The organism is Micromonospora sp. C28SCA-DRY-2, from assembly GCF_030519475.1.
GTDB lineage: Bacteria > Actinomycetota > Actinomycetes > Mycobacteriales > Micromonosporaceae > Micromonospora.
Map to the genome: position 1 here is coordinate 38344 of NZ_JAUMKD010000008.1, position 19776 is coordinate 58119.

At 72.3% G+C, this 19776-nt stretch carries 16 protein-coding genes; 4 read left to right on the forward strand and 12 right to left on the reverse strand.

Annotated elements, in window-relative coordinates:
* Positions 1–18 precede the first annotated feature (18 nt).
* The 4 genes from Q3W71_RS26125 to Q3W71_RS26140 all read right to left on the reverse strand — a co-directional run bounded on the left by Q3W71_RS26125 (position 19) and on the right by Q3W71_RS26140 (position 5980).
* Positions 19–534, reverse strand: coding sequence for a winged helix-turn-helix domain-containing protein (locus tag Q3W71_RS26125; protein ID WP_302922123.1), 516 nt, complete (start codon positions 532–534; stop codon positions 19–21).
* A gap of 560 nt (positions 535–1094) precedes the next feature.
* A complete protein-coding gene (locus Q3W71_RS26130) occupies positions 1095–2915 on the reverse strand; it encodes a serine hydrolase domain-containing protein (RefSeq protein WP_302922124.1) in 1821 nt (606 codons plus the stop codon).
* Between the two features lie 8 nt (positions 2916–2923).
* Positions 2924–4756 carry a glycoside hydrolase family 3 protein gene (locus Q3W71_RS26135; protein ID WP_302922125.1) on the reverse strand — a complete coding sequence of 611 codons (1833 nt, stop codon included), beginning with the start codon at positions 4754–4756 and terminating at the stop codon, positions 2924–2926.
* Positions 4757–4864: 108 nt separating this feature from the next.
* Complete coding sequence (locus Q3W71_RS26140) at positions 4865–5980, reverse strand: DUF4185 domain-containing protein (RefSeq protein WP_302922126.1); 1116 nt, start codon at positions 5978–5980, stop codon at positions 4865–4867.
* 175 nt (positions 5981–6155) lie between these two features.
* Between Q3W71_RS26140 and Q3W71_RS26145 the strand changes: the two genes are divergently transcribed.
* Positions 6156–7673, forward strand: coding sequence for a peptidoglycan DD-metalloendopeptidase family protein (locus Q3W71_RS26145; protein ID WP_302922127.1), 1518 nt, complete (start codon positions 6156–6158; stop codon positions 7671–7673).
* A gap of 40 nt (positions 7674–7713) precedes the next feature.
* On the opposite strand, the gene Q3W71_RS26150 is transcribed toward Q3W71_RS26145, so the two are convergent.
* On the reverse strand, positions 7714–8136 hold the full coding sequence (locus tag Q3W71_RS26150; RefSeq protein ID WP_302922128.1) for a thioesterase family protein: 423 nt from the start codon (positions 8134–8136) through the stop codon (positions 7714–7716).
* A 151-nt stretch (positions 8137–8287) separates the two neighbouring features.
* On the opposite strand from Q3W71_RS26150, the gene Q3W71_RS26155 reads away from it, so the two are divergent.
* Complete coding sequence (locus Q3W71_RS26155) at positions 8288–9049, forward strand: ABC transporter permease (protein WP_302922129.1); 762 nt, start codon at positions 8288–8290, stop codon at positions 9047–9049.
* A gap of 8 nt (positions 9050–9057) precedes the next feature.
* On the opposite strand, the gene Q3W71_RS26160 is transcribed toward Q3W71_RS26155, so the two are convergent.
* The 7 genes from Q3W71_RS26160 to Q3W71_RS26190 form a co-directional block, all read right to left on the reverse strand.
* Complete coding sequence (locus Q3W71_RS26160; protein ID WP_302922130.1) at positions 9058–11178, reverse strand: alpha-glucuronidase; 2121 nt, start codon at positions 11176–11178, stop codon at positions 9058–9060.
* Entirely contained in the window at positions 11175–11273 is a 99-nt protein-coding gene (locus Q3W71_RS26165) for a Beta-galactosidase C-terminal domain (RefSeq protein ID WP_302922131.1), read from the reverse strand. Before Q3W71_RS26165 ends, Q3W71_RS26160 begins: the two co-directional genes overlap by 4 nt.
* Positions 11270–11956, reverse strand: coding sequence for a hypothetical protein (locus tag Q3W71_RS26170; protein WP_302922132.1), 687 nt, complete (start codon positions 11954–11956; stop codon positions 11270–11272). Before Q3W71_RS26170 ends, Q3W71_RS26165 begins: the two co-directional genes overlap by 4 nt.
* Before the next feature lie 54 nt (positions 11957–12010).
* Positions 12011–13540, reverse strand: a complete 1530-nt coding sequence (locus tag Q3W71_RS26175) for a xylan 1,4-beta-xylosidase (RefSeq protein WP_302922133.1) — start codon at positions 13538–13540, stop codon at positions 12011–12013.
* 120 nt (positions 13541–13660) lie between these two features.
* Positions 13661–15301 carry an extracellular solute-binding protein gene (locus Q3W71_RS26180; protein ID WP_302922134.1) on the reverse strand — a complete coding sequence of 547 codons (1641 nt, stop codon included), beginning with the start codon at positions 15299–15301 and terminating at the stop codon, positions 13661–13663.
* A 54-nt stretch (positions 15302–15355) separates the two neighbouring features.
* Positions 15356–16282 (reverse strand): carbohydrate ABC transporter permease, encoded by a 927-nt coding sequence (locus tag Q3W71_RS26185; protein ID WP_302922135.1) that lies wholly within the window; start codon positions 16280–16282, stop codon positions 15356–15358.
* Positions 16279–17271: a sugar ABC transporter permease gene (locus Q3W71_RS26190; protein WP_302922136.1), complete on the reverse strand. Its 993-nt coding sequence runs from the start codon at positions 17269–17271 to the stop codon at positions 16279–16281. The genes Q3W71_RS26185 and Q3W71_RS26190 overlap by 4 nt, the downstream gene beginning before the upstream one ends.
* Positions 17272–17685: 414 nt before the next feature.
* Here Q3W71_RS26190 and Q3W71_RS26195 point away from each other — a divergent pair, with 414 nt between their 5' ends.
* Positions 17686–18723 carry a LacI family DNA-binding transcriptional regulator gene (locus Q3W71_RS26195; RefSeq protein WP_302922137.1) on the forward strand — a complete coding sequence of 346 codons (1038 nt, stop codon included), beginning with the start codon at positions 17686–17688 and terminating at the stop codon, positions 18721–18723.
* A 55-nt stretch (positions 18724–18778) separates the two neighbouring features.
* Positions 18779–19771: an acetylxylan esterase gene (locus tag Q3W71_RS26200; protein WP_302922138.1), complete on the forward strand. Its 993-nt coding sequence runs from the start codon at positions 18779–18781 to the stop codon at positions 19769–19771.
* Positions 19772–19776: the final 5 nt, after the last annotated feature.

Sequence of the window (19776 nt, forward strand, 5' to 3'; positions counted from 1 at the left end):
CGTCGCGATGCCCGCGGGTCAGACCGGGGCGAGCCGGAAGCCGACCCCGCGTACCGCGTGGATGGTCGCCGCGGCGTTCAGCCGGGCGAGCTTGCGCCGTACCCGCCGCACCACGGAGTGCATGTCGGACCCGCGACCGAGGTGCTCGTTGCCCCAGACCTCGCGGTGCAGCCGTTCGTAGGTCCAGATCCGCCCGGGCGCGCCGACCAGGCAGCGCAGCAGGTCGTGCTCCAGCCGGGTCAAGCCGATCTCGCGGTCCAGCCACCGCAGCACCCGCCGGTCCGAGTCGACGGTCAGGCCCGGCGGCGGTGGCGCGGTGCCCTCCGGCGCGGTCTCGGTGGCCACCGCTTGGTCCGGCGGGGCGGCCGGCGGATCGCTCGGCGGTTCGGCCACGTCGAGGAACTTCCGCGCCTGGTCCACCGTCGAGACGATCAGGAACGCCTCGGACCCGCCGAGCAGTCGCGCGAGCTGCCTGCGCTCCGCCGGCGAGGAAGCGATGCCGATCGCCAGGGAAGCCACCCGGATCCCCCTCATTACCCCACCTTCCCCGTTCCCCCCACGATTGTTGGGCGGTCATCCGACGACGCCCGTCAATCATCTGCGACCTTAGTTGCGCTTTATATCGGTACGGTTAAAAATAGTTGCGCGTAGGCATCCGTAAATGCCTGTGGCGTTCTTCCGAATGCGGGTGTAAACGTTTTCAGTATGGCTTGACCGAATTCGGCAGGATGTCGGCGAGGGCTCGGGGGTCGAGGTGGTGGGCATGGGTTCGACGCCTGGCCGGGCGGGTGGCCGTGTGGTGTGGCCGCCTGCCGCGCACCGGGCAGGGGCCGTACCGACCGGTGCCGGGTCCAGCCGGCGGTGTGGCGACGGGATCGGGGTGGGACGGCGGAAATAGTGGTGCGGTTCGATCTGCGGTCAATGTCCGGGCGGCTCGGCCGGGCTGTCCGGGCCGTCCTCCACGATATCCGCCCCGGCCCCACCGCCGGTAAGGAAATCCGACATCACATTGACGCATATACAGATGTAAGTAGCAGTCCGTTGTGGTCCGCCGGGCGGGCCGCGAGATACGGCGGCCCGGCGACGGCGGTCCGTCAGGCGCGGGCGGGCGACCACCCGTCCGCCACGAGACGCGTGGCGTCCCGGCCCTCGCCGTGGAAGAGCAGGCCGGCCCGGTCCGCCGCGACGATCCGGTCGACGTAGACCCCGCGCCCGCGGGCCGAGACATCCGTGCTGCTGCTCCAACGCAGGTGGGTCGCCTGGTCAGGCAGCTCGACGCTGACCTGCCACCAGACCCGACCGCCGTAGCCGGTGACCGTGCCGTCGCTGGCCCAGCGCTGGCCGCCGTGCCGCAGCCGCATCGGCGCCGGCGCCCAGGTCCGACCCCCGTCGGCGGAGACCTCGAACCGGGCGCCGTCGTAGCGCGGCTCGGTGTCGTACCAGAGCAGGAAGCTCGCGGTGCCGCCGCGGGCCGCCCGGCGCAGCGGGGCGGTGAGGGTGACCGTCGCGAGGTCCCGCGGGTCGGCCCGCCACGCCTCCCGCGACCGGGGCCGCACCGGCATCGCCTCGGCGAGATCGGCCGCGACGGCCCGCCGGGCCACGTTGTTGCTGCCCCAGCCGCGGTCGGGGTGCACCCGGTTGCTGAGCAGGATGACGAAGGAGTGGGAGAGCGGGTCGACCACCAGCGAGGTGCCGGTGAACCCGGTGTGCCCGAACCCCACCGGGGAGGACAGGCCCATCATGTACCAGTGCTTGTTGAGCTCGAAGCCGAGCCCGCGGTCGCTCTCCGGGTAGGCCTGCTCCAGCGGCGCGTTGTAGTTGACCAGCATCGCCCGCACCGTGTCCGGATGCAGGATCCGCCGGCCCCGGTACTCGCCGCCGTTGAGCAGGGTCTGGCAGAGCACGGCCAGGTCCGCCGCGGTGGAGAAGACACCCGCGTGCCCCGCCACACCCCCGAGCGACCAGGCGTTCTCGTCGTGCACCTCGCCCCACACCATGCCGCGCCCGGCGTACGGCTGGTACTCGGTGGCGGCGATCCGCGAGCGTAGCTCCGGCGCCGGGTTGTAGCCGGTGTCGGTCATGCCCAGCGGCGCGGTGACGCCGTCGCGGACCAGGTCGGCCAGCGACCGGCCGGTCACCCGCTCCACCAGCACGCCGAGCGCGATCAGCCCGAGGTCGGAGTACACGTACCGGGTGCCGGGCGTCGCGCCGGGGACCAGTGGCGTGGCGAGCGCGGCGGCGAACCGCTCGGCCGGGGTCGGGTACCGGCTCCACAGCGCCGTGAACGCGGGCAGCCCGGAGGTGTGGGTGAGCAGCATGCGTACCGTGACGGCCTGCTTGCCGCCGGCCGCGAACTCCGGGACGTACCGGGCGACCGGCGCGTCCAGCTCGACCCGGCCCCGCTCGACCTGCTGCAACACCACGATCGTGGTGAACAGCTTCGACACCGACGCCAGGTCGAAGATGGTGTCGGGCCGCATCGGGAGCCGCTGGTCGGCGGGCAGCTCCACCCCGACCAGCCCGGGTGGCGGCCCGACGGCGGAGTAGCGCACCGCCGAACCCACCGCGGCGTGCTGCACGACCACGCCGTCCTTGGCGGCCAGCACCACGGCGCCCGCGTACGTGGGATGGCCGGGGTGGTCCGGGGTCGGTTCGAGGTACGCCGTGAGGTCGGCGGGCATGCGGTCGACGTGCTCGGGGAGCAGCCCCACCTCGCGGGCGTCGCCGTAGCGCAGCGTGTCGTGGCGGAACCGGAGGTCGGCGGGCGTGACGGACGGCGGTGCGGACCCGGCCGGCGACCGCTCGGCGGCGGCCGCCCCGGTCGCCGGCATCGCCGTGCCGAGCACGGCCACGGCCAGGCCGAGGGCGAGGCCCCGGCGCACGCCCATCGTGGTGCGGACAGTCCTCGCCGGCATGGTTCCTCCTACCAGGTCAGGCCGTGGCCGTAGGGGTAGAGCAGCCCGCCGTCGGCGGTGGGAATCGTGACCGGCAGCCGTCCGCGCGGGGACAGCTCGCCGTGCAGCGCGCGGACGAGCGCGTCCATCGCCGCCCGGGTGTACGAGTAGGTCGCCAGGTAGCTGGACACGCCCGGCAGGTACGCGATGTCGTACGGGTCACGGACCGCCACCACGACCACGGGTCGGCCGGTCGCGAGCAGCGCCGCGACGAGCCGCCGCTGGCTGGCGCGCGGGTCGGTGACCGCGACGTCCCACGCCTTGTTCACCAGCACCACGGTGAGGTCGTGCCGGGCCGCCTCGGCGGCGGTCGCGGCGATCGCCTGGTCCGACGGCAGGGTCGCCGGTCGGGCGGTGGCGCGGGCGCCGCGGGCGGCGAACCCGTCGGCGACCGTCGCGACCGGCGCGAAGGCGGCGCTGTTCCAGCCGGTCACCAGCACCGACCGGTCGGTGCGGGCCAGCGGCAGCAACCCGGCGTCGTTGCGGACAGCGGTGAGCGTCGGGTCGGTGACCCGGGTGACGGCGGCGAGGTGCTCGGCCGCCCCGACGGTGCGGACCGCCGCCTCGACGTCGACCAGCGGCGACCCGGCCAGGCCCTGCCGGTACTTCAGGGCCAGGATGCGCCGGACCGACTCGTCGATCCGCCGCTCGGTCAGCTCGCCGGTGGCCACCGCGCGCAGCACCGCGTCCCGGGCCAGCCGCAGGTCCGGCGGCATCAGCAACTGGTCGGCGCCGGCCTTGAGGGCCAGCACGGGCACCCGCTCGTCGCCGTACTTCTGCCGCACCCCGGCCATGTTCAGCGCGTCGGTGACGATCACGCCGCGGAAGCCGAGTTCGCCGCGCAGCACGCCGGAGAGGATGGTCGGCGACAGCGTCGCCGGGTCGCCGGAGGGGTCGAGCGCCGGCACCACGATGTGCGCCGTCATGACCGACTCGACGCCGGCGGCGATGGCCCGCCGGAACGGCGGCGCGTCGATCCGGTCCCACTCCTCGCGGGTGTGGTTGATCACCGGGAGGTCGGTGTGGCTGTCGTTGTCGGTGTCGCCGTGACCGGGGAAGTGCTTCGCCACCGCTGTCGTGCCGGCGTCCCGCTGGAAGCCGGTGACCTGCGCGGCGGTCAGCTCGGCCACCAGGGTGGGGTCGGCGCCGAACGACCGTACCCCGATCACCGGGTTGGCCGGGTCGACGTTGACGTCGGCGATCGGCGCGTACGGCTGGTGGATGCCGACCGCGCGCAGCTCGCGCCCGGTGATCTCCGCCGCGGATCGGGCGTCGCGCGGCGAGCGCCCGGCGCCCAGGGCCATCGCGCCGGGGAACTGGGCGGCGGGGGCGGGCATCCGCAGCACCACGCCCTGCTCCTGGTCGGTGGAGATGAGCAGCGGGACGCGGTCCTTGCCGCCGTCACCGAGGGCGGCCCGTTGCAGGCCGTTGGAGAGCGTGGCGATCTGCCGCGGGCTGTCCAGGTTGTGCGACCAGGAGAAGTAGCAGACCGCGCCGAGGTGGAACTCCTCGATCACCTCGGCCGGCGTCTCGACGCCGAACGCCGCCCGGTTGGCGGCCCGGTCCGCGGCCGTCGGCGCGGTCGCGTCGGTGCCGTAGACGTAGGTGGCGAAGAGCTGGCCGACCTTCTGCTCCAGGCTCATGTGCCGCAGCGTCGAGGTGACCCAGCCGTGTTCGGCGGCGGGCGGTGGCGCGGCGGGGGAGTCGGTGGCGGAGTCGGCGACGGCCTGGACGGGCAGCGGCGAGAGGGTGGTCCCCAGGGTGGCCACCAGGACGGTCGCGATGACGAGTCGGGTCTTCATAGACGACGACCTCTCAGTCCGGATGGCTGAAACTTAGCTACACATCGATTAATCGTCAAGAAGGTTTGCTACAAGAACCGCGCTCCCGGGCGGTGCGGCCGACGCCGCTCAGGCGGTGCCGACGAACTGGCTGACGTGATAGGCGGTGCTCCGGCCGTCCGGCGTCCTGGTCCACTTCGACACCATCAGGTGCAGGTCGTTGGCCCGCCGGCTGGACCACGGGTGGATGAAGCCGCCGTAGAGGCCCGGCTCCTGCCAGGGGGTGACCTGCACCTTCTCCGCCGTCCAGACCTGGTCCGGCCCGCCGGCGGTACGGGTCACGATGCAGCCGGTGGCGCAGTTCAGGTAGGACATCACCCAGGTGCCGTCGGCGAGCCGCCGTACCGACGGCTCCCCGAAGCGGCCGGTGAGGATCGGCGTGCACGGTCGGCCCCAGCCCCAGTTGCTGCCGTTCCAGCCCCAGCCCTCGTACGACTCGGGGTAGAACAGCCGGTCCCAGCGGACCCGGCGCAGCATCATCGGGCCGTCCTGGCGCCCGGAGCGCACCGAGAAGACGTACACCCAGTCGCCGTCGCGCTGCATCGTCCACATCTGGAACGGGTCGGTGTTGGTGCCGTTGTTCCACCACTTCAGCGGCGTACGGACGAAGTCGTTGCCGTTGTCGCTGAAGGCCAGCCCGGCGTACCGCGACCGCCAGTGCGGCCCGGCGGGCCCGGCGGAGGCCCAGTTCTCGATGCTCATGTACGAGATCAGCTGGCGGCCGGTCTCCGGGAAGCTGATGCCGTCGTTGGGGATGACCGTCACCTCCCAGAGCCCGTCGATGCCGATTCCGTTGTGGCCGTTGTGCATCAGCTCCGGGGCCCGCCCGTTGCCGGCGACCCGGGCCGCGCTGTCGAAGACCACGCCGCCGGCGGCGCCCGGGTGGATGTTCGAGCGCAGCATCACCGGTGAGCGCCAGTCGTTCGGCAGCGGCGGGCCCTCCGGCCACGGCGTGTTGAAGGTGTCGCCGAAGAGGTACCCGATCGAGCCGTTCTCCAGCACGTAGGGGATGCCGAGGTCGGTGCCGGCGACCTGCCAGCGGTGGTTGGTGTCCAGGTCGGCGCCGGTGAGGCGCTTCTTCCAGGACGCGGCCCGGGCCGCCCCGGGGGCGAGCAGGGCGCCGGTCGCCGTGGCCGCGCCGACCACGGCGACCCGGCCGAGCAGGGTGCGGCGATTGATGGTCATGACGGTAGTCAAGCGGCGCCGGAGTTGCCGAAGGATGTCTTCAGGGATCCCTTCTCGCTCTGCCGGAATTTTTCGCGATTCCATTGACAGGCGTCATGGTGTCTCTCCAGACTCGCGGCAGTCGGAGCTCAACGCCGGCCAGCTCGTCACCGGCAACCGGGCGGGAGGTCGCGTCATGACCAGAGCTGTCCCTCGGGCGGGCATCGCCGCGATTCTGGTGGCGTGCCTGGCGGCCGCTGGCGTCCTCGTCGCCGCGACGCCCGCACACGCCGCGCCCGTCTTCAAGGCCCCGTTCCCGTGCGGCCAACGGTGGACCTACAGCCACCACGGCAGCGAGGTCCGCCAGGCGTTGGACTTCGTCCGCGCCGACGGCGGCGTCACCAACGGCACCCCCGTGCTCGCCTCGGCGGCCGGCACCGCCTACCGGTACGCGCAGCCCAGCGGCGCCGGCAACTACATCGCCATCGAGCACGGCGGCGGGTGGAAGACCTACTACTTCCACCTCGCCGCGTACTCGGTGGCCAACGGCGCGACCGTCACCCAGGGGCAGCAGATCGGGCTGACCGGCAGCACCGGCAACTCCTCCGGCGCGCACATCCACTACGAGCAGCTCTACAACGGGGTGGGGCAGACCATCGTCATCAACGGCGCCTCCCTCGCGCCGTATCCGGGCTCGTACAACCAGCGCTACCTCACCAGCGACAACTGCGGCCGCTCCGCCGAACCGGTCGCCGGCCGGGCGTTCACGGTCGGCGGTGGACAGCACTACGTGGCGGTCGGTTCGGCCGGGACGCTGGCGAACCTGTCGTGGTCGCCGGGGTCGGGGTTGGTGCGCGCGGACTGGGGTGGGGGTCCGCTGACCGGTAGGGCGGTCGGGTACGCGCACGCGAACCAGCAGCACGTGTTCGCCCGGGGAAGCGACAACACGTTGCGGCACTGGTGGTTCGGGCCGGGGATGGGCTCGCCGGGGTTGGACGACTGGAACACGGTCGGGCGGGTGATGTCGAACCCGACGGGGTTCGGGTACGGCAGTCAGCAGCACGTGTTCTACCGGAATCCGGACGGTCATCTGGAGCATCGCTTCTACGACCGGAACACGGGGCAGGTCGCGGGTGGGGTGTGGCCGGGTGGGGCGTTCGTGGGCAACCCGTACGCCTTCGTGCACCGTGACCAGCAGCACGTCTTCGGTCGCACGGCGTCGGGTGGACTGATCCACTGGTACTGGTGGCCGGGAATCAACCCGAGCACGGACGACTGGGGTGTGACCTCGGGTGTCGCATCGGATCCGACGGGTTTCTCCTACGGCGGCAACCAGCACCACGTGTTCTTCCGCAACGCCGACGGCGACCTTCAGCACCGGTTCTTCGACGACCCGTCCGGCACCCTCAACGGCGGGGTGTGGCCGGGCGGTGCGTTCGTGGGCAACCCGCACGCGTTCGTGCACCGCGACCAGCAGCACATCTTCGGCCGCACGGCGTCGGGTGACCTCGTGCACTGGTACTGGTGGCCCGGGGTCAACCCGGGCGTGGACAACTGGGGCGCCCGTGGCGTGGTGACCGACGACCCGGCCGGCCTGTCCACGCCGGGCCAGCACCACGTCTTCTACCGGATCGGCAACGGCAGCCTGGAACACCGCTTCTTCGACGACACCACCGGGCGGATCGTCACCGACAACTGGGGCGGAGCCCTGTAGCCGCCGGTCGGGTCGCTTCCCGCGCAGCCGCCGCCGGGGATCAGAGGTTGAGTGGCTGCCGGTCGGCGGCCAGCTCGCGGAACCGCTCCTGCGGGGCGGGCAGCAGCCGCCGGGCCGACAGGTCGAGCAGACCGCCCACCCCGGTCAGCGCCGCCACCCGGGTGCCGTCCGCGCGGACGAAATCCTGCTCGATCCGGAAGGTCTTGCCCTCGCCCCAGTGGAACACGCAGGTCACGTCCACCTCGTCACCGCCGCGCAGCTCGCGCAGGTACCGCAGGGTGACCTCAAGGGCGACCGGTCCCACGCCGGTGGCGATCAGCCGGTCCTGCGAGATGCCGGCGGCCCGCAGGCACTCCCACCGGGCGTGCTCGGCGTACTGGAGGTAGACGGCCTGGTTCAGGTGGCCCTGGGTGTCGAGCTCGTAGCCCCGGACGGTGATGCGTACCTGGAACGGATCTCCCACACCGCAAAGCCTACCGACGGGTACGACATCGCCGGCCGGCACGCCTCCGACCAGCACCGGGATCGGGAACGGGCACAGCCAACAGTGACCCCCGAAGCGCCGCCCGCCAGTTCCTCGGGCGACCGTCCGGCGGTGGCGGCAGACTGGCCTGATGTCGTCGACGATCCTGGTGGTGGGCCCCAAGCTGGGGGTGGCGCTGGTCGTGCTGACCGTCGCGGCGGCGGTCGTCGCCACCGTGGGGAAGCTGGGGCACGGCCGGCAGATCCTGGTGGCCGCCGGCCGGGCGGCGGTCCAGCTGGCGGCCGTCTCGCTGCTGATCACCGCCATCGTGGTGTCGCTCTGGGCCACCGCCGGCTTCGTCGTGCTGATGTGCGTGGTGGCGGCGGGCACCGCCGGTCGACGGATCACCCGCGGCCGCCAGGGCTGGTGGGCCGCCGTGCCGATCGTGGTGGGCAGCATGTCCGTCGTGGCCGGGCTGCTGCTGGCCGGGCTGGTGCCGTTGCGCGGGATCGCGGTCATCCCGGTGGCCGGCATCCTGATCGGCGGGGCGATGACCGCGACCTCGCTGGCCGGCCGGCGGATCCTGGACGAACTGACCGCCCGGTGGGGCGAGGTGGAGGCCGGCCTGGCGCTGGGGCTGCTGCCCCGGGACGCGGTTCTGCTCGTCTGCCGCCCGGTCGCCGGTCAGGCGCTGGTTCCGGCGCTGGACCAGACCCGCACGGTGGGGCTGGTGACGCTGCCGGGCGCGTTCGTCGGTGTGCTGCTCGGCGGCGCGGACCCGCTGACCGCCGGGATCACCCAGGTGTTCGTGCTGGTCGGACTCCTGGCGGTGGAAGCGGTGGCGGTCGTGCTCACCGTCGAACTCGTCGCCCGTGGCCGGCTGCTGCCGGCCCGGTCGGCGGCGCTGGGCTGACCGGAGCCTCAGGGGATGCGGCGGCCGTGCTCGTCCGGCACCCCCGACTTGCGGAAGAAGTAGGCGTTGACCTGGTCGCGCCACTCCTCGGCGCAGCGCAGTTGCTCGTCGAGGCGCTCGGCCACCCGCGCGTGCACCCCCGGGTCCAGCAGCCCGGCGAGCCGGCTCCACCGCAGCCGCATCGTGGCCACCTGCGCCACCCCCGCGAAGTGGGTGTCGTAGATGTGCTGGATGACGGTGGAGCCGCTGTGCAGCACGTGCCCGTACGGCACGTGGTGGAAGAAGAGCAGCAACTCGTCGGGGCAGCGGTCGAGCGACTCGTACACCTCCGACCACGGCTGCGGGTACTGGCCGGTGAACCCGGTTCCGGTGGCCCGGGTCCGGTCGACGCCCACCCCGTCCCGGTCGGCGAAGTGGTACGTGCCCCAGGGCGTGTACTCGTAGCCGTCCACGTCGGGACCGTAGTGGTGTCCGGGGCGGACCATGAAGCCGACGCCCAGCGGCGCGGTGTACCGCTCGTAGGTGCCCCAGGAGCCGTCCATGATCTCGTGCAGCGTCCGCCGTAGCACCTCGTGGTCGCCGTCCCGCCCGGCCTCGGCCGCCGCCGGGCCCACGCCGGTCGGCGCGGGCTGGGGCGCCGCCGGCGGGAAGGTGAGGCCGATCCACTCGTCGAGGACGGCCGCCGGGTCCAACCCCGGGTCCCAGGCGAGCCGGCCGAAGGCGTACAGGTTGGCCTGGGCGAGCGGGTGCCCGGTCCAGTAGCGGTCGTCGCCCACGTTGGAGACCGCGACCAGGCCGCCGCCGGGCGACCCGCTGTCGCGCGCGCCGGTGGCCACCTCGGCGACGGTGGGCCCGCCGTCGCCCCACGGCGCGAACCGGAGCACCTCGCTCCACCACGGGCCCAGGTAGCACACGTGCCGCTGCTGGCCGGTGTACTCCTGCGTCACCTGGAACTCCACCGCCAGCCGGCTGGCGGGCATGGCGGCGATCACCGGTGACACCGGCTCCCGCGGCTGGAAGTCCATCGGACCGTGCTTGACCTGGAGGATCACGTTGTCCCGGAACCGGCCGTCCAGCGGGGCGAAGTGGTCGAAGGCGGCGCGGGCCCGGTCGGTCGACCGGTCGCGCCAGTCCTGGCGGTGGTTGTAGACGAAGGCCCGCCAGTGCACCACGCCCGCGTACGGGGCCAACGCGTCGGCCAGCACGTTCGCGCCGTCGGCGTGGCTGCGCCCGTACGAGAAGGGACCCGGCTGCCCCTCTGAGTCCGCCTTCACCAGGTAGCCCCCGAAGTCCGGGATGCGCTCGTACACCCGGCGGGTGGTCCGGGCCCACCAGGTGCGCACCCGCTCGTCCAGCGGGTCGGCGGTGGGCAGCCCGCCGAGCAGGACCGGTGCGGCGAAGGTGACCGACAGGTGCACCCGGACTCCGTACGGCCGCAGCACGTCCGCGATCGCCGCGACGTCGTCGAGCCGGTCGGTGAGCAGCCGCGCCTCGGTGGCGTGGACGTTGACGTTGTTCACCGAGACGGCGTTGACGCCGACGGCGGCCAGCAGCCGCCCGTAGTCCCGGACCCGGGTCAGGTCCGCGCGGCGGGCGCCGTCCCGCCAGAAGATCGAGCCGCCGGCGTAGCCGCGCTCGACCTGCCCCATCACCGGGTGCACGTCGACGTTGTCCCAGTGGTCGAGCATGCGTAGCCGGCTCGCCGGGCGGTGCGGCCGCGGCGGGTGCGCCGCGCCGAACGCGGACTCGCCGAGCCGGACCACCTGGAACAGGCCGTAGAGCAGTCCGGCGGGCTGCTCGGCCAGCACCACCGTGACACCGCCTCGCCGGCCCAGCAGGAAACCCTCGGCGCCGAGCGTCCCCGCCCACCGCCGACGGTCGGCGGCGACCGCCTCCGCCGCCGCGGGTAGCGGCCCGGCCGAGGTCACCGCGAGGACGAGGTCGATCCGGTCGGCCCCGCCGGCCGGCCCGGGGCGGCGCACCGAGCCGCCGTACCGGTCGCAGGCCCGCGCCACCTCCCGGTACACCGTCTCCACCAGCGGCCCGTCGCCGGCGACCAGGCTGCGCCGGGTACCGAGGGGGCGGAAGGCCTCCGGCGGCAGCCAGGCGGGGTGGACGCCGCCGGTCACGACTCCTCCCGGAGCACCACGACGCCCCGGGCGTCGAGCCGGATCGGCCCGCCGCCCTCGACGCGGTCACCGGTCAGCAGGTCGACCCCGCTCATGCGGTGAACTCCTCCCGGACCACCGCGATCATCGGGTCGCTGCCGCGCAGCAGCGCCAGCACCAGCACCGCGCCCAGCACCGCGAGCACCGCCTCGGAGGTGGCCAGCGCCACCGCCGTCGCCGCCACCAGCAGCAGGGCGTGGCCGAGCGTGACGACCGGGGTACGCAGCACGAAGTACCGGGCCAGCCGGACGACGTCCCGCACCCGGAACGTGAACAGCGACGTGATGACCAGCGCGTTGACGCCGACCACCGCCGCGCCCGCGCCGACGCCCACCAGCGGCACCGCCCACCAGCGCGGCAGGCCCGCGGCCGACAGGTGGGCGAGGTTCACCGCGATGACGGTCAGCCACACCAGCAGCGGCACCCAGATCCGCAGCACCCCGAGGTTGGCCCGGTAGCCGCGCCAGAAGACCCGGGCGGGGTGCAGGTCGGTCAGGTCGAGGCGCTGGTGGTGCAGCGCGTACAACCCGGCGGAGACGGCCGGGCCGACCGGCAGCGCGCAGGCCGCGACCAGCGGCAGGTTGCTCACGTCCCGGTCCAGCAGCAACAGGGTGACCAGGCCCGGCGCGGTGCTGACCAGCAGCAGCACCTCCACCACCAGCAGGGTGTAGATCAGCGCCGCGGCGCGGGAGAGCGGTCCGTCGCCGAACTGGCGCTGGGTCCCGACGACGTCACTCATGCCGGCCATGAGGCACCTCCGCGCTGTGCTGATGATTCGCTCGCTGACGCTCGCTCATGTCGGGTCCGTCCCGGGGTGGCCGCCGAGCAGCCGGTCGTCGGCCCACCACGGCGGGGTCTCGTCGGTCACCGCCGTGAGTTCGGCCAGGGTCACCTCGTGCCGGTCCAGGTGCAGGTCGAGCGCGACGCGGCCGGCCTCCACCGGCAGGCTGGCGTGGCGCCGGGCCGGCTCGGCCGCCGCCCGCAGGGCGTCCAGTTCCCGGGTACGCGGCGACGGCGGCCGGCCCATCTCGCACCACGCCCGCCAGGCGTTGCCCGCCTCCTCGCTGACCGACGAGCGCAGCAGGAAGGCGGTGGTCGCGGACCCCGGCAGCGGCACCGACAGGCGCACCGTGTGCCGATCGGGGACCGGTTCGCGGCCGGTCACGTCCACCGGCGCCCAGGCCAGCACGGTGATCCGGCCGGTGGCGTCGCGGGTGACCAGGTGGTCCGGGCCGCGGGCGAGGACCTGGTCGCCCATCCGGGCCAGGAAGGCGTACAGGTGGTAGGTGGGTTTCTTGATCTGGCGGTGGGTGAGCAGGCCGAAGCCGCCGTGGAACAGCGACGTCGGCACCCCCTCCTCCTCGAACACATCGCTGAACGTCCAGTAGGAGAAGGAGTCGACCAGGTCACCGCCGGCGGCCACCACCGGGGCCAGGTACGCGGCGTGGAAGGCGGTGTCGTGGATCGGGTTGTCCGGCCGGTAGGAGGAGTTGAACTCGGTGATGTGCACCGGCAGGTCGGCCAGCCCGGTGCCGCGCAGGTGCCGCCGCGGGCTGGCGAACTGCTCCAGCAGGCTGCCCGCCGGCGCCAGGGTCTGGTGGGTGCCGAAGGGCACGTGCCGGGCCGGCCCGGAGGTGTACGCGTGCCGGCTGACGAAGTCGACCGGCACCGACCGGGCGGTGACGAACTCGGCGAACGGCACCAGCCACTCGTCGGCGCCGGGGGAGATGGCCGGCCCGCCGACCTGGAGCGCGGCGTCCACCTCCTTGACCGCGTGCGCGGTGACCTCGTACAGCCGGTGGTAGGCGTCCTGGTCGGCGCCCGCCCAGAACGCCGGCAGGTTCGGTTCGTTCCAGACCTCGATCGGCCAGCCGCGTACCTCGTCGAGCCCGTACCGGTCGACGAGGTGGCCGACCGTGGCCCGGACCAGGTCCGCCCACTCGGTCCAGGAGCGGGGCGGGGTGACGTTGCCGCGCCACCAGAACACTGTCTGCTCGCCGGAGGCGAGACCGGTGGGCATGAAGCCCAGCTCCACGAACGGCCGGACGCCGAGGTCGAGGTAGGCGTCGACCACCTGGTCGACGTACGTGAACGCGTGCCGTACCCGGCGCGACCCCTGGTACTCGTACGGGCGGTGGATGCCCACGCCGTCGCTGAGCAGCCCGTGCCCGCGGATGTGCCGGAAGCCGATCTCGCGTTGCACGAGGGCGAGGGATTCCTGGTAGTCGCGGCGCAGCGCCAGGTCGAACCGGCCGGTGCCGACGCAGGCGCGCCAGGCGTCGGTCAACCGGCCCGAGGGGTGCTCCGGTACGGAGATGCGCATCGTCGTCCTCAGTGCTCGGTGCGGCGGGGTGCTGTCGTGGGGCGGCTGCGGCCGGTCGGGTGAGGCCGGCGCGGGCCGTCGGGTGGCGCGGGTGGCGGCGCCACCCGACGGCTCGTCAGCTCAGCTGTGTTCCTTCTGGTAGCGGTCGTACGCCTTGTTGACCATCTCCAGGTACTGGTCCATGTTCTTGCCCTTGAGCTCGGTCAGGTAGGCGTCCCACTGGCTCAGGTCGCGCTGGCCGAGGATGAACTGGAGCGACGCCTGGGTGACGTGGTCGCGCAGCGGGGTCTCCCACAGCGACGCCTGCTCCCGCTCCTCGTCGGTGAACGGGTACGGCGGGGCCACCGGGATCGGGGCCCGGGCGTTCATCACCCGCTGGAACTCCTGTTCCTCGGCGGAGAAGAACGCCTGCACCAGGTCCGGGTTGCCGCCGTAGGCGAACACGCCGTTGTAGAAGCCGAAGTCCTTCTGCAGGTGCTTGCTCGCCTTGGGGTTGAGCCCGACCACGTTGACGTCGGCGGCCAGGGTGCGCTTGCCGGCGGAGTCCTTGACGAAGGTCGTCCCCTCCACGCCCCAGCGGGCGAACTCCTGCCCCACGTCGGAGTACCACAGCCAGTCGACGAACTGCATCATGGCCACGAAGTTCTTGCTCTCACGCGCCTTCTTCGAGATCATCACGCCGTTCTCCAGCCGGCTGGCCGGGTTGATCTCGCCCGCCGGGCCGACCAGCAGCGGGATCTTGGTGAGCTTCGCGTTCGGGATGGTCTTCGCCAGGTCTGGCCGGTGGTCGTTGACCAGGGTCTGCGCGTTGGCGCTGATCACGAACGACTTGCCGTTGGCGAGCTTCTGCCGCGCCTGGTCGTCGGTCTGGGTGAAGCTCTCCGGGTCGAGCAGCCCCTCCGTCACCAGCTTGTTGAGGTACTGCAGCAGTTGCTTGTACTGCTCGGTGGCGGCGGTGTACTGGAACTTCCTGGCGTTCGGGTCCCAGCTGGCGTGCTGGTAGTTCCAGCCGGCGCCGGCCAGCCCGTGGGTCACCGCGAGCAGGTTCAGCAGGTTGCCGCCCGGGTGCGGCTTGCTCCACCGGTCCGAGAACGGGTAGGTGGCCGGGTACTTCGCCTTCATCGCCTTGAGCACGGTGTACAGCTCGTCCCAGGTCTTCGGCACCGCCAGGCCGAGCTCATCGAGGACGTCGGTGCGGACCGCTAGCGAGTAGTCGTGCCACGGCTTCTCGTGCACCCCGGGCAGCAGGTAGAACTTGCCGTCGGCCTGCCGCAGGGTGTCGATCTCGGGCCCGAGGTTCCACTTGGAGATCTTGTCCTTGAGGTTGGGCATCAGGTCGAGGTAGTCGCTGACCGGGAGGATGGCGCCGGAGGAGACGTAGGCGTCCTCCTGGTTCGGATAGGTCTTCGGGATGATGAAGGGCGCGTCGCCGGCGCCGATCAGCAGGCTGCGCTTCTGCTCGTAGTCGCTCGCCGGCACGGCGACCGGTTCGAGCTTGACGTTGGTCCGCTTGGTCAGCTCCGACCAGAACAGCCACTCGTTCTTCAGCGGGTAGTTCGAGTGGTTGTTGTAGAGCACCGAGAAGGCGAGCGGCTCGGTGGCCTTGAACTGGGCGCCGACGCCGTAGTCGGCCATCGCGCCGACCCGGTTCTCCGCGAGGTCGTTCGCGTCGGACGAGTCGTCGCCGCAGGCGACGAGGGTGGTGAGGGCGAGCAGGCCGGCGGCGGCTACCGCGAGCCGGCGCCGCGATCTGTGGAACACGGCGGATCCTTTCGGTGGGGTGGGGGACGGGTGGGACATGGCGGAGACCGGTGGCTAGCCCTTGACCGCGCCGAGCATGACCCCGGAGACGAAGTACCGCTGCACGAACGGGTAGACCAGCAGGATGGGCAGGGTGGTGAGCACGATGGTCACGGCCTTGAGCGTCGCCTCGGCCTGGACCTCGTCGGCCTCGGCGATGGCGCCGACGTTCTCCGCGCCGGTCGCCCCGGCGATGAGGTTGCGCAGGTAGACGGTGACCGGCCAGAGATCCTGCTGGTCCAGGTAGAGGAACGCGGCGAACCACGAGTTCCAGAAGGAGACCGCGTAGAACAGCACCATCGTGGCGGCCACCGCCTTGGACAGCGGCAGCACGATCCGCAGCAGGATGCCGTACGTGTTGAGGCCGTCGACGGCCGCCGCCTCCTCCAGTTCCACCGGCAGGCTCTCGAAGAACGCCTTCATCACCAGCAGGTTGAACACGTTGATGGCGTTCGGTACGGCGATGGCCCAGATGGTGTTCTTCATCCCGAGGCTGGTGACCAGGACGTAGTTGGGGATCAGCCCGCCGGAGAAGAACATGGTGAACACCGCGATGCCGACCAGCGCCGAGCGGCCCCGCAGGTGCTTCTTCGACAGCACGTACGCGTAGCAGGTGGTCAGCACGATCGCGATGACCGTGGCGACCACCGTGTACACCACCGTGTTGCGGTAGTTCGTCCAGAACATCGAGTCGGACATGACCAGCCGGTACGTTTCCAGGTTGAACCCCCGCGGCACCAGGCTGACCTGGCCGGCGATGATGTACGCCTCGTCGCTGAGCGAGCGGGCCACGATGTTGACGAACGGGTACAACGTCACCACCACGACGCCGGTCAGGATCACGGCGTTGACCGCCTGGAACACCCGGTAGCCCCGGCTGACCCGGGAGCCACGGGGCCGTGGGCGCGGCCGCGGCGGGGCTTGTCTGGTCCCGGTGGTCACCACAGGCTCGTTCCCACCGTGCGGCGGGCGATCAGGTTCGCCGACAGCACCAGGGTCAGCCCGATCACGGCCTCGAACAGCCCGATCGCGGCCGCGTAGCTGAAGTTGCTGGACCCGAAGCCCATCCGGAACAGGTACGTGGAGATGACGTCGGCGGTCGGGTACGTCAGCGGGTTGTACAGCAGCAGGATCTTCTCGAACCCGACCGCCATGAAGGTGCCGATGTTGAGGATCAGCAGCGTGACCATCGTCGGGCGGATGCCGGGCAGCGTCACGTGCCAGGTCTGGCGCCACCGGTTCGCGCCGTCGATCCGGGCCGCCTCGTAGAGGTTGTCGTCCACGGTGGTCAGCGCGGCGAGGTAGAGGATGGTGCCCCAGCCGACGGTCTGCCAGACCTCCGAGGAGACGTAGATCGTCCGGAACCACTCCGGCCGTTGCAGGAACGGCACCGGCTCGCCGCCGGCGGCCTGGACGAGCTGGTTCACCGTCCCGTCGACGGAGACCAGCTGCATCACCATCGCCGCCACGATCACGATCGACAGGAAGTGCGGCAGGTACGACACGGACTGCACGAACTGCTTCAGCTTGCGGGTGCGGATCTCGTTGAGCAGCAACGCCAGCACGATCGGCAGCGGGAAGCAGAACAGCAGGGTCAGCGCGCCCAGCACCAGGGTGTTGGTGAACGCCTCCCAGAACGACGGGTCGTTGAGGAACATCCGCACGTACCGCAGCCCGACCCAGCGCTCGCCGAAGATGCTCCCGCCCGGCTCGAACCGGCGGAAGGCGATCACGTTCCCGAGCATCGGCAGGTAGCGGAAGATCAGGAAGAACAGCAACGGCAGTACCGCCAGCGAGTAGAGCTGCCAGTCCCGGCGTACCGCCTGACGCCAGGTGCGGCGGCGCTTGCGGCGGCGGGGCGCCGGGGCCGTCCCGGTCGCGGGCAGATCGGGTGCCGGCGGTGGCGGATGCAGCGTTCCGGGGGTGCTCATCGGCGGTCTCCTAGGCGGCGAGCGGGGGGACCGTGGCCGGACGGTGCCGTGCCCGGTCCGGCCGGGGTGGACGGACGGCGCCCGGGCCGGGTGGTGGTCGGTCGGCGGGCGACTGCTTCGTCATGCACACCCCTTCACGTCGACCAGACGCCGCCGCATCCGGCTCCGGAACGTGCGGTGTGATGGCCAACTTCGAAAGTTTCGGTAACCTCCCGGTACTTGCTGCGGAAACCTAGGGGCCCTCTCCGGGTGTGTCAAGGGTGGTGAAGATGCCGCTCCCACGCTCCGGGCCGCCGACCAGCCATCGACGCCCGTGACCAGGGAGATGGCTGGCGATCGATCCGCGGGCCTCGTGGCCGGCGGTCCGCTGTGCTAGGGTTCGCCGAAAATTTCGGACGTCGCGGATGAGGTTCCATGACACCGTCCCGCCCGGCGCGCGCACCCGGCCCCGCCACCATCGCGACCATCGCGGAAGAGGTCGGCGTCTCCGTGGCGACCGTCTCGAAGGTCCTCAACGGACGCTCGGACGTCGCCGCCGAGACCAGGGCGCGCGTCGAAGCCAGCCTCGACCGGCACCGGTACCGCCGCCGGTCGCGCCGGGAGTCGGCCCGCTCCCGCCAGATCCACCTGGTGTTCCACGAGTTCGCCAACGAGTGGGCGATGGAGATCATCCGTGGGGTCGAGTCGGTGGCCGCCGCCGCGGAGGTCGGCGTGCTCCTGTCCCAGCTCGGCGGGCGCCACCGCCCGTCCCAGCAGTGGCTGGACGAGGTGCTCGCGCACCCGCCGCTGGGCATGCTGTTCGTGCTCTGCCACCTGTCCGAGTCGCAGCACCAGCAGCTGCGGAGGCGGTCGGTCCCGTTCGTCGTCGTGGACACCGACAGCGCGACCTCCGCCTCGGTGCCCACCGTCGGCTCGAACAACTGGAACGGCGGCCTGCTCGCCACCCGCCACCTGCTGGAGCTGGGTCACCGCCGGATCGGGATCATCTCCGGGCCCGAGGACGTGCTGTGCAGCCGGGCCCGGGCCGCGGGCTTCCGGTCCGCGCACGACGAGGCCGGCCTGCCGATCGACCCCGAGCTGGTCCGGTTCGGCAGCTTCTACGTGGACGCCGGCTACACGCACGGGCTGGAACTGCTGTCCCGGCCGGACCGCCCCACGGCGATCTTCGCCGGCTCGGACATGCAGGCGATGGGGGTGCTCCGGGCCGGACGCCAGCTCGGCCTGGACGTGCCCGGGGACCTGTCGGTGATCGGGTACGACAACCTGCCGGTGGCGGCCTGGATCGGACCGGCCCTGACCACTGTCAACCAGCCGCTCGGCGACATGGCCGGCACCGCCACCCAGATGCTGCTCGACCTGGCGCGCGGCGTGGACCCGCCGACGAGCCGGATCGACCTGGTCACCGAGCTGGTGGTGCGGGAGACCACCGCGCCACCCGCCCACTCCCGCTGACCCGCCGCGCCGGACGGCGCTGAACCCACCCCGCCGAACCGACCCGCGAGGAGCCATGGCCCTGTTCGACCTTCCCCTCGACCAACTCCGGCGGTACGCGCCGGTGGTGGCCGAGCCGGACGACTTCGACGAGTTCTGGCGCGGCACGCTGGCGGCGGAGGCCGCCCGGCCGGTGCTGCTCGACGTCCGGCCCGAGCCGACCGACCTGCGGCTGGTCGACTCCTGGGACGTCACCTTCGCCGGCTTCGGCGGCGACCCGGTCCGGGCCTGGTACACCCGTCCGGCCGGCACCGACGGGCCCCTGCCCACGGTGGTGGAGTACGTCGGCTACGGGCGCGGCCGTGGCCTGCCGCACGAGCGCCTGACCTGGCCGGTGGCCGGTTACGCGCACCTGCTGATGGACTCCCGGGGCCAGTCCGGCCGGTACGGCGGCGGCGACACCGCCGACCCGGGCGCCGGCGCGCCCGGCGGCCCCTGGCCGGTGACCTGGGGCATCCTGACGCCGCAGAGCTACCACTACCGGCGACTCATCACCGACGCGGTGCGCGCCGTGCAGGCGGCCCGCGCGCTGCCGGGCGTCGACGCCAGCCGGGTCGTCGCGGCCGGGAACAGCCAGGGCGGCGGCCTCGCCCTCGCCGTGGCCGGGCTCGTGGCCGATCTCGCCGCGCTGGTCACCACCGCGCCGTTCCTCTGCCACATCCAGCGGGCCATCGAGATCACCGACGCCTCGCCGTACGGCGAGATCGCCCAGTACCTGGCGGCCAACCGGGAGGCGGAGGAGCCGGTCCGCCGGACCCTCTCCTACGTCGACGGGGTCGCCTTCGCCCGCCGGGCCTGCGCGCCCGCGCACTTCGGGATCGGCCTCCGCGACCAGGTCTGCCCGCCGAGCACCGGGTTCGCCGCCTACAACCAGTACGGCGCCGGCACCGGGCGGCCCGCGCCACCGGAGCGGGAGCTGCACGTCTACCCGTTCAACCAGCACGAGGGCGGGGCGGCGGTGCAGGTGCGCCGCCAGCTGCGCTGGCTGGCCGGGGTGCTCGGGCACTGACCCCC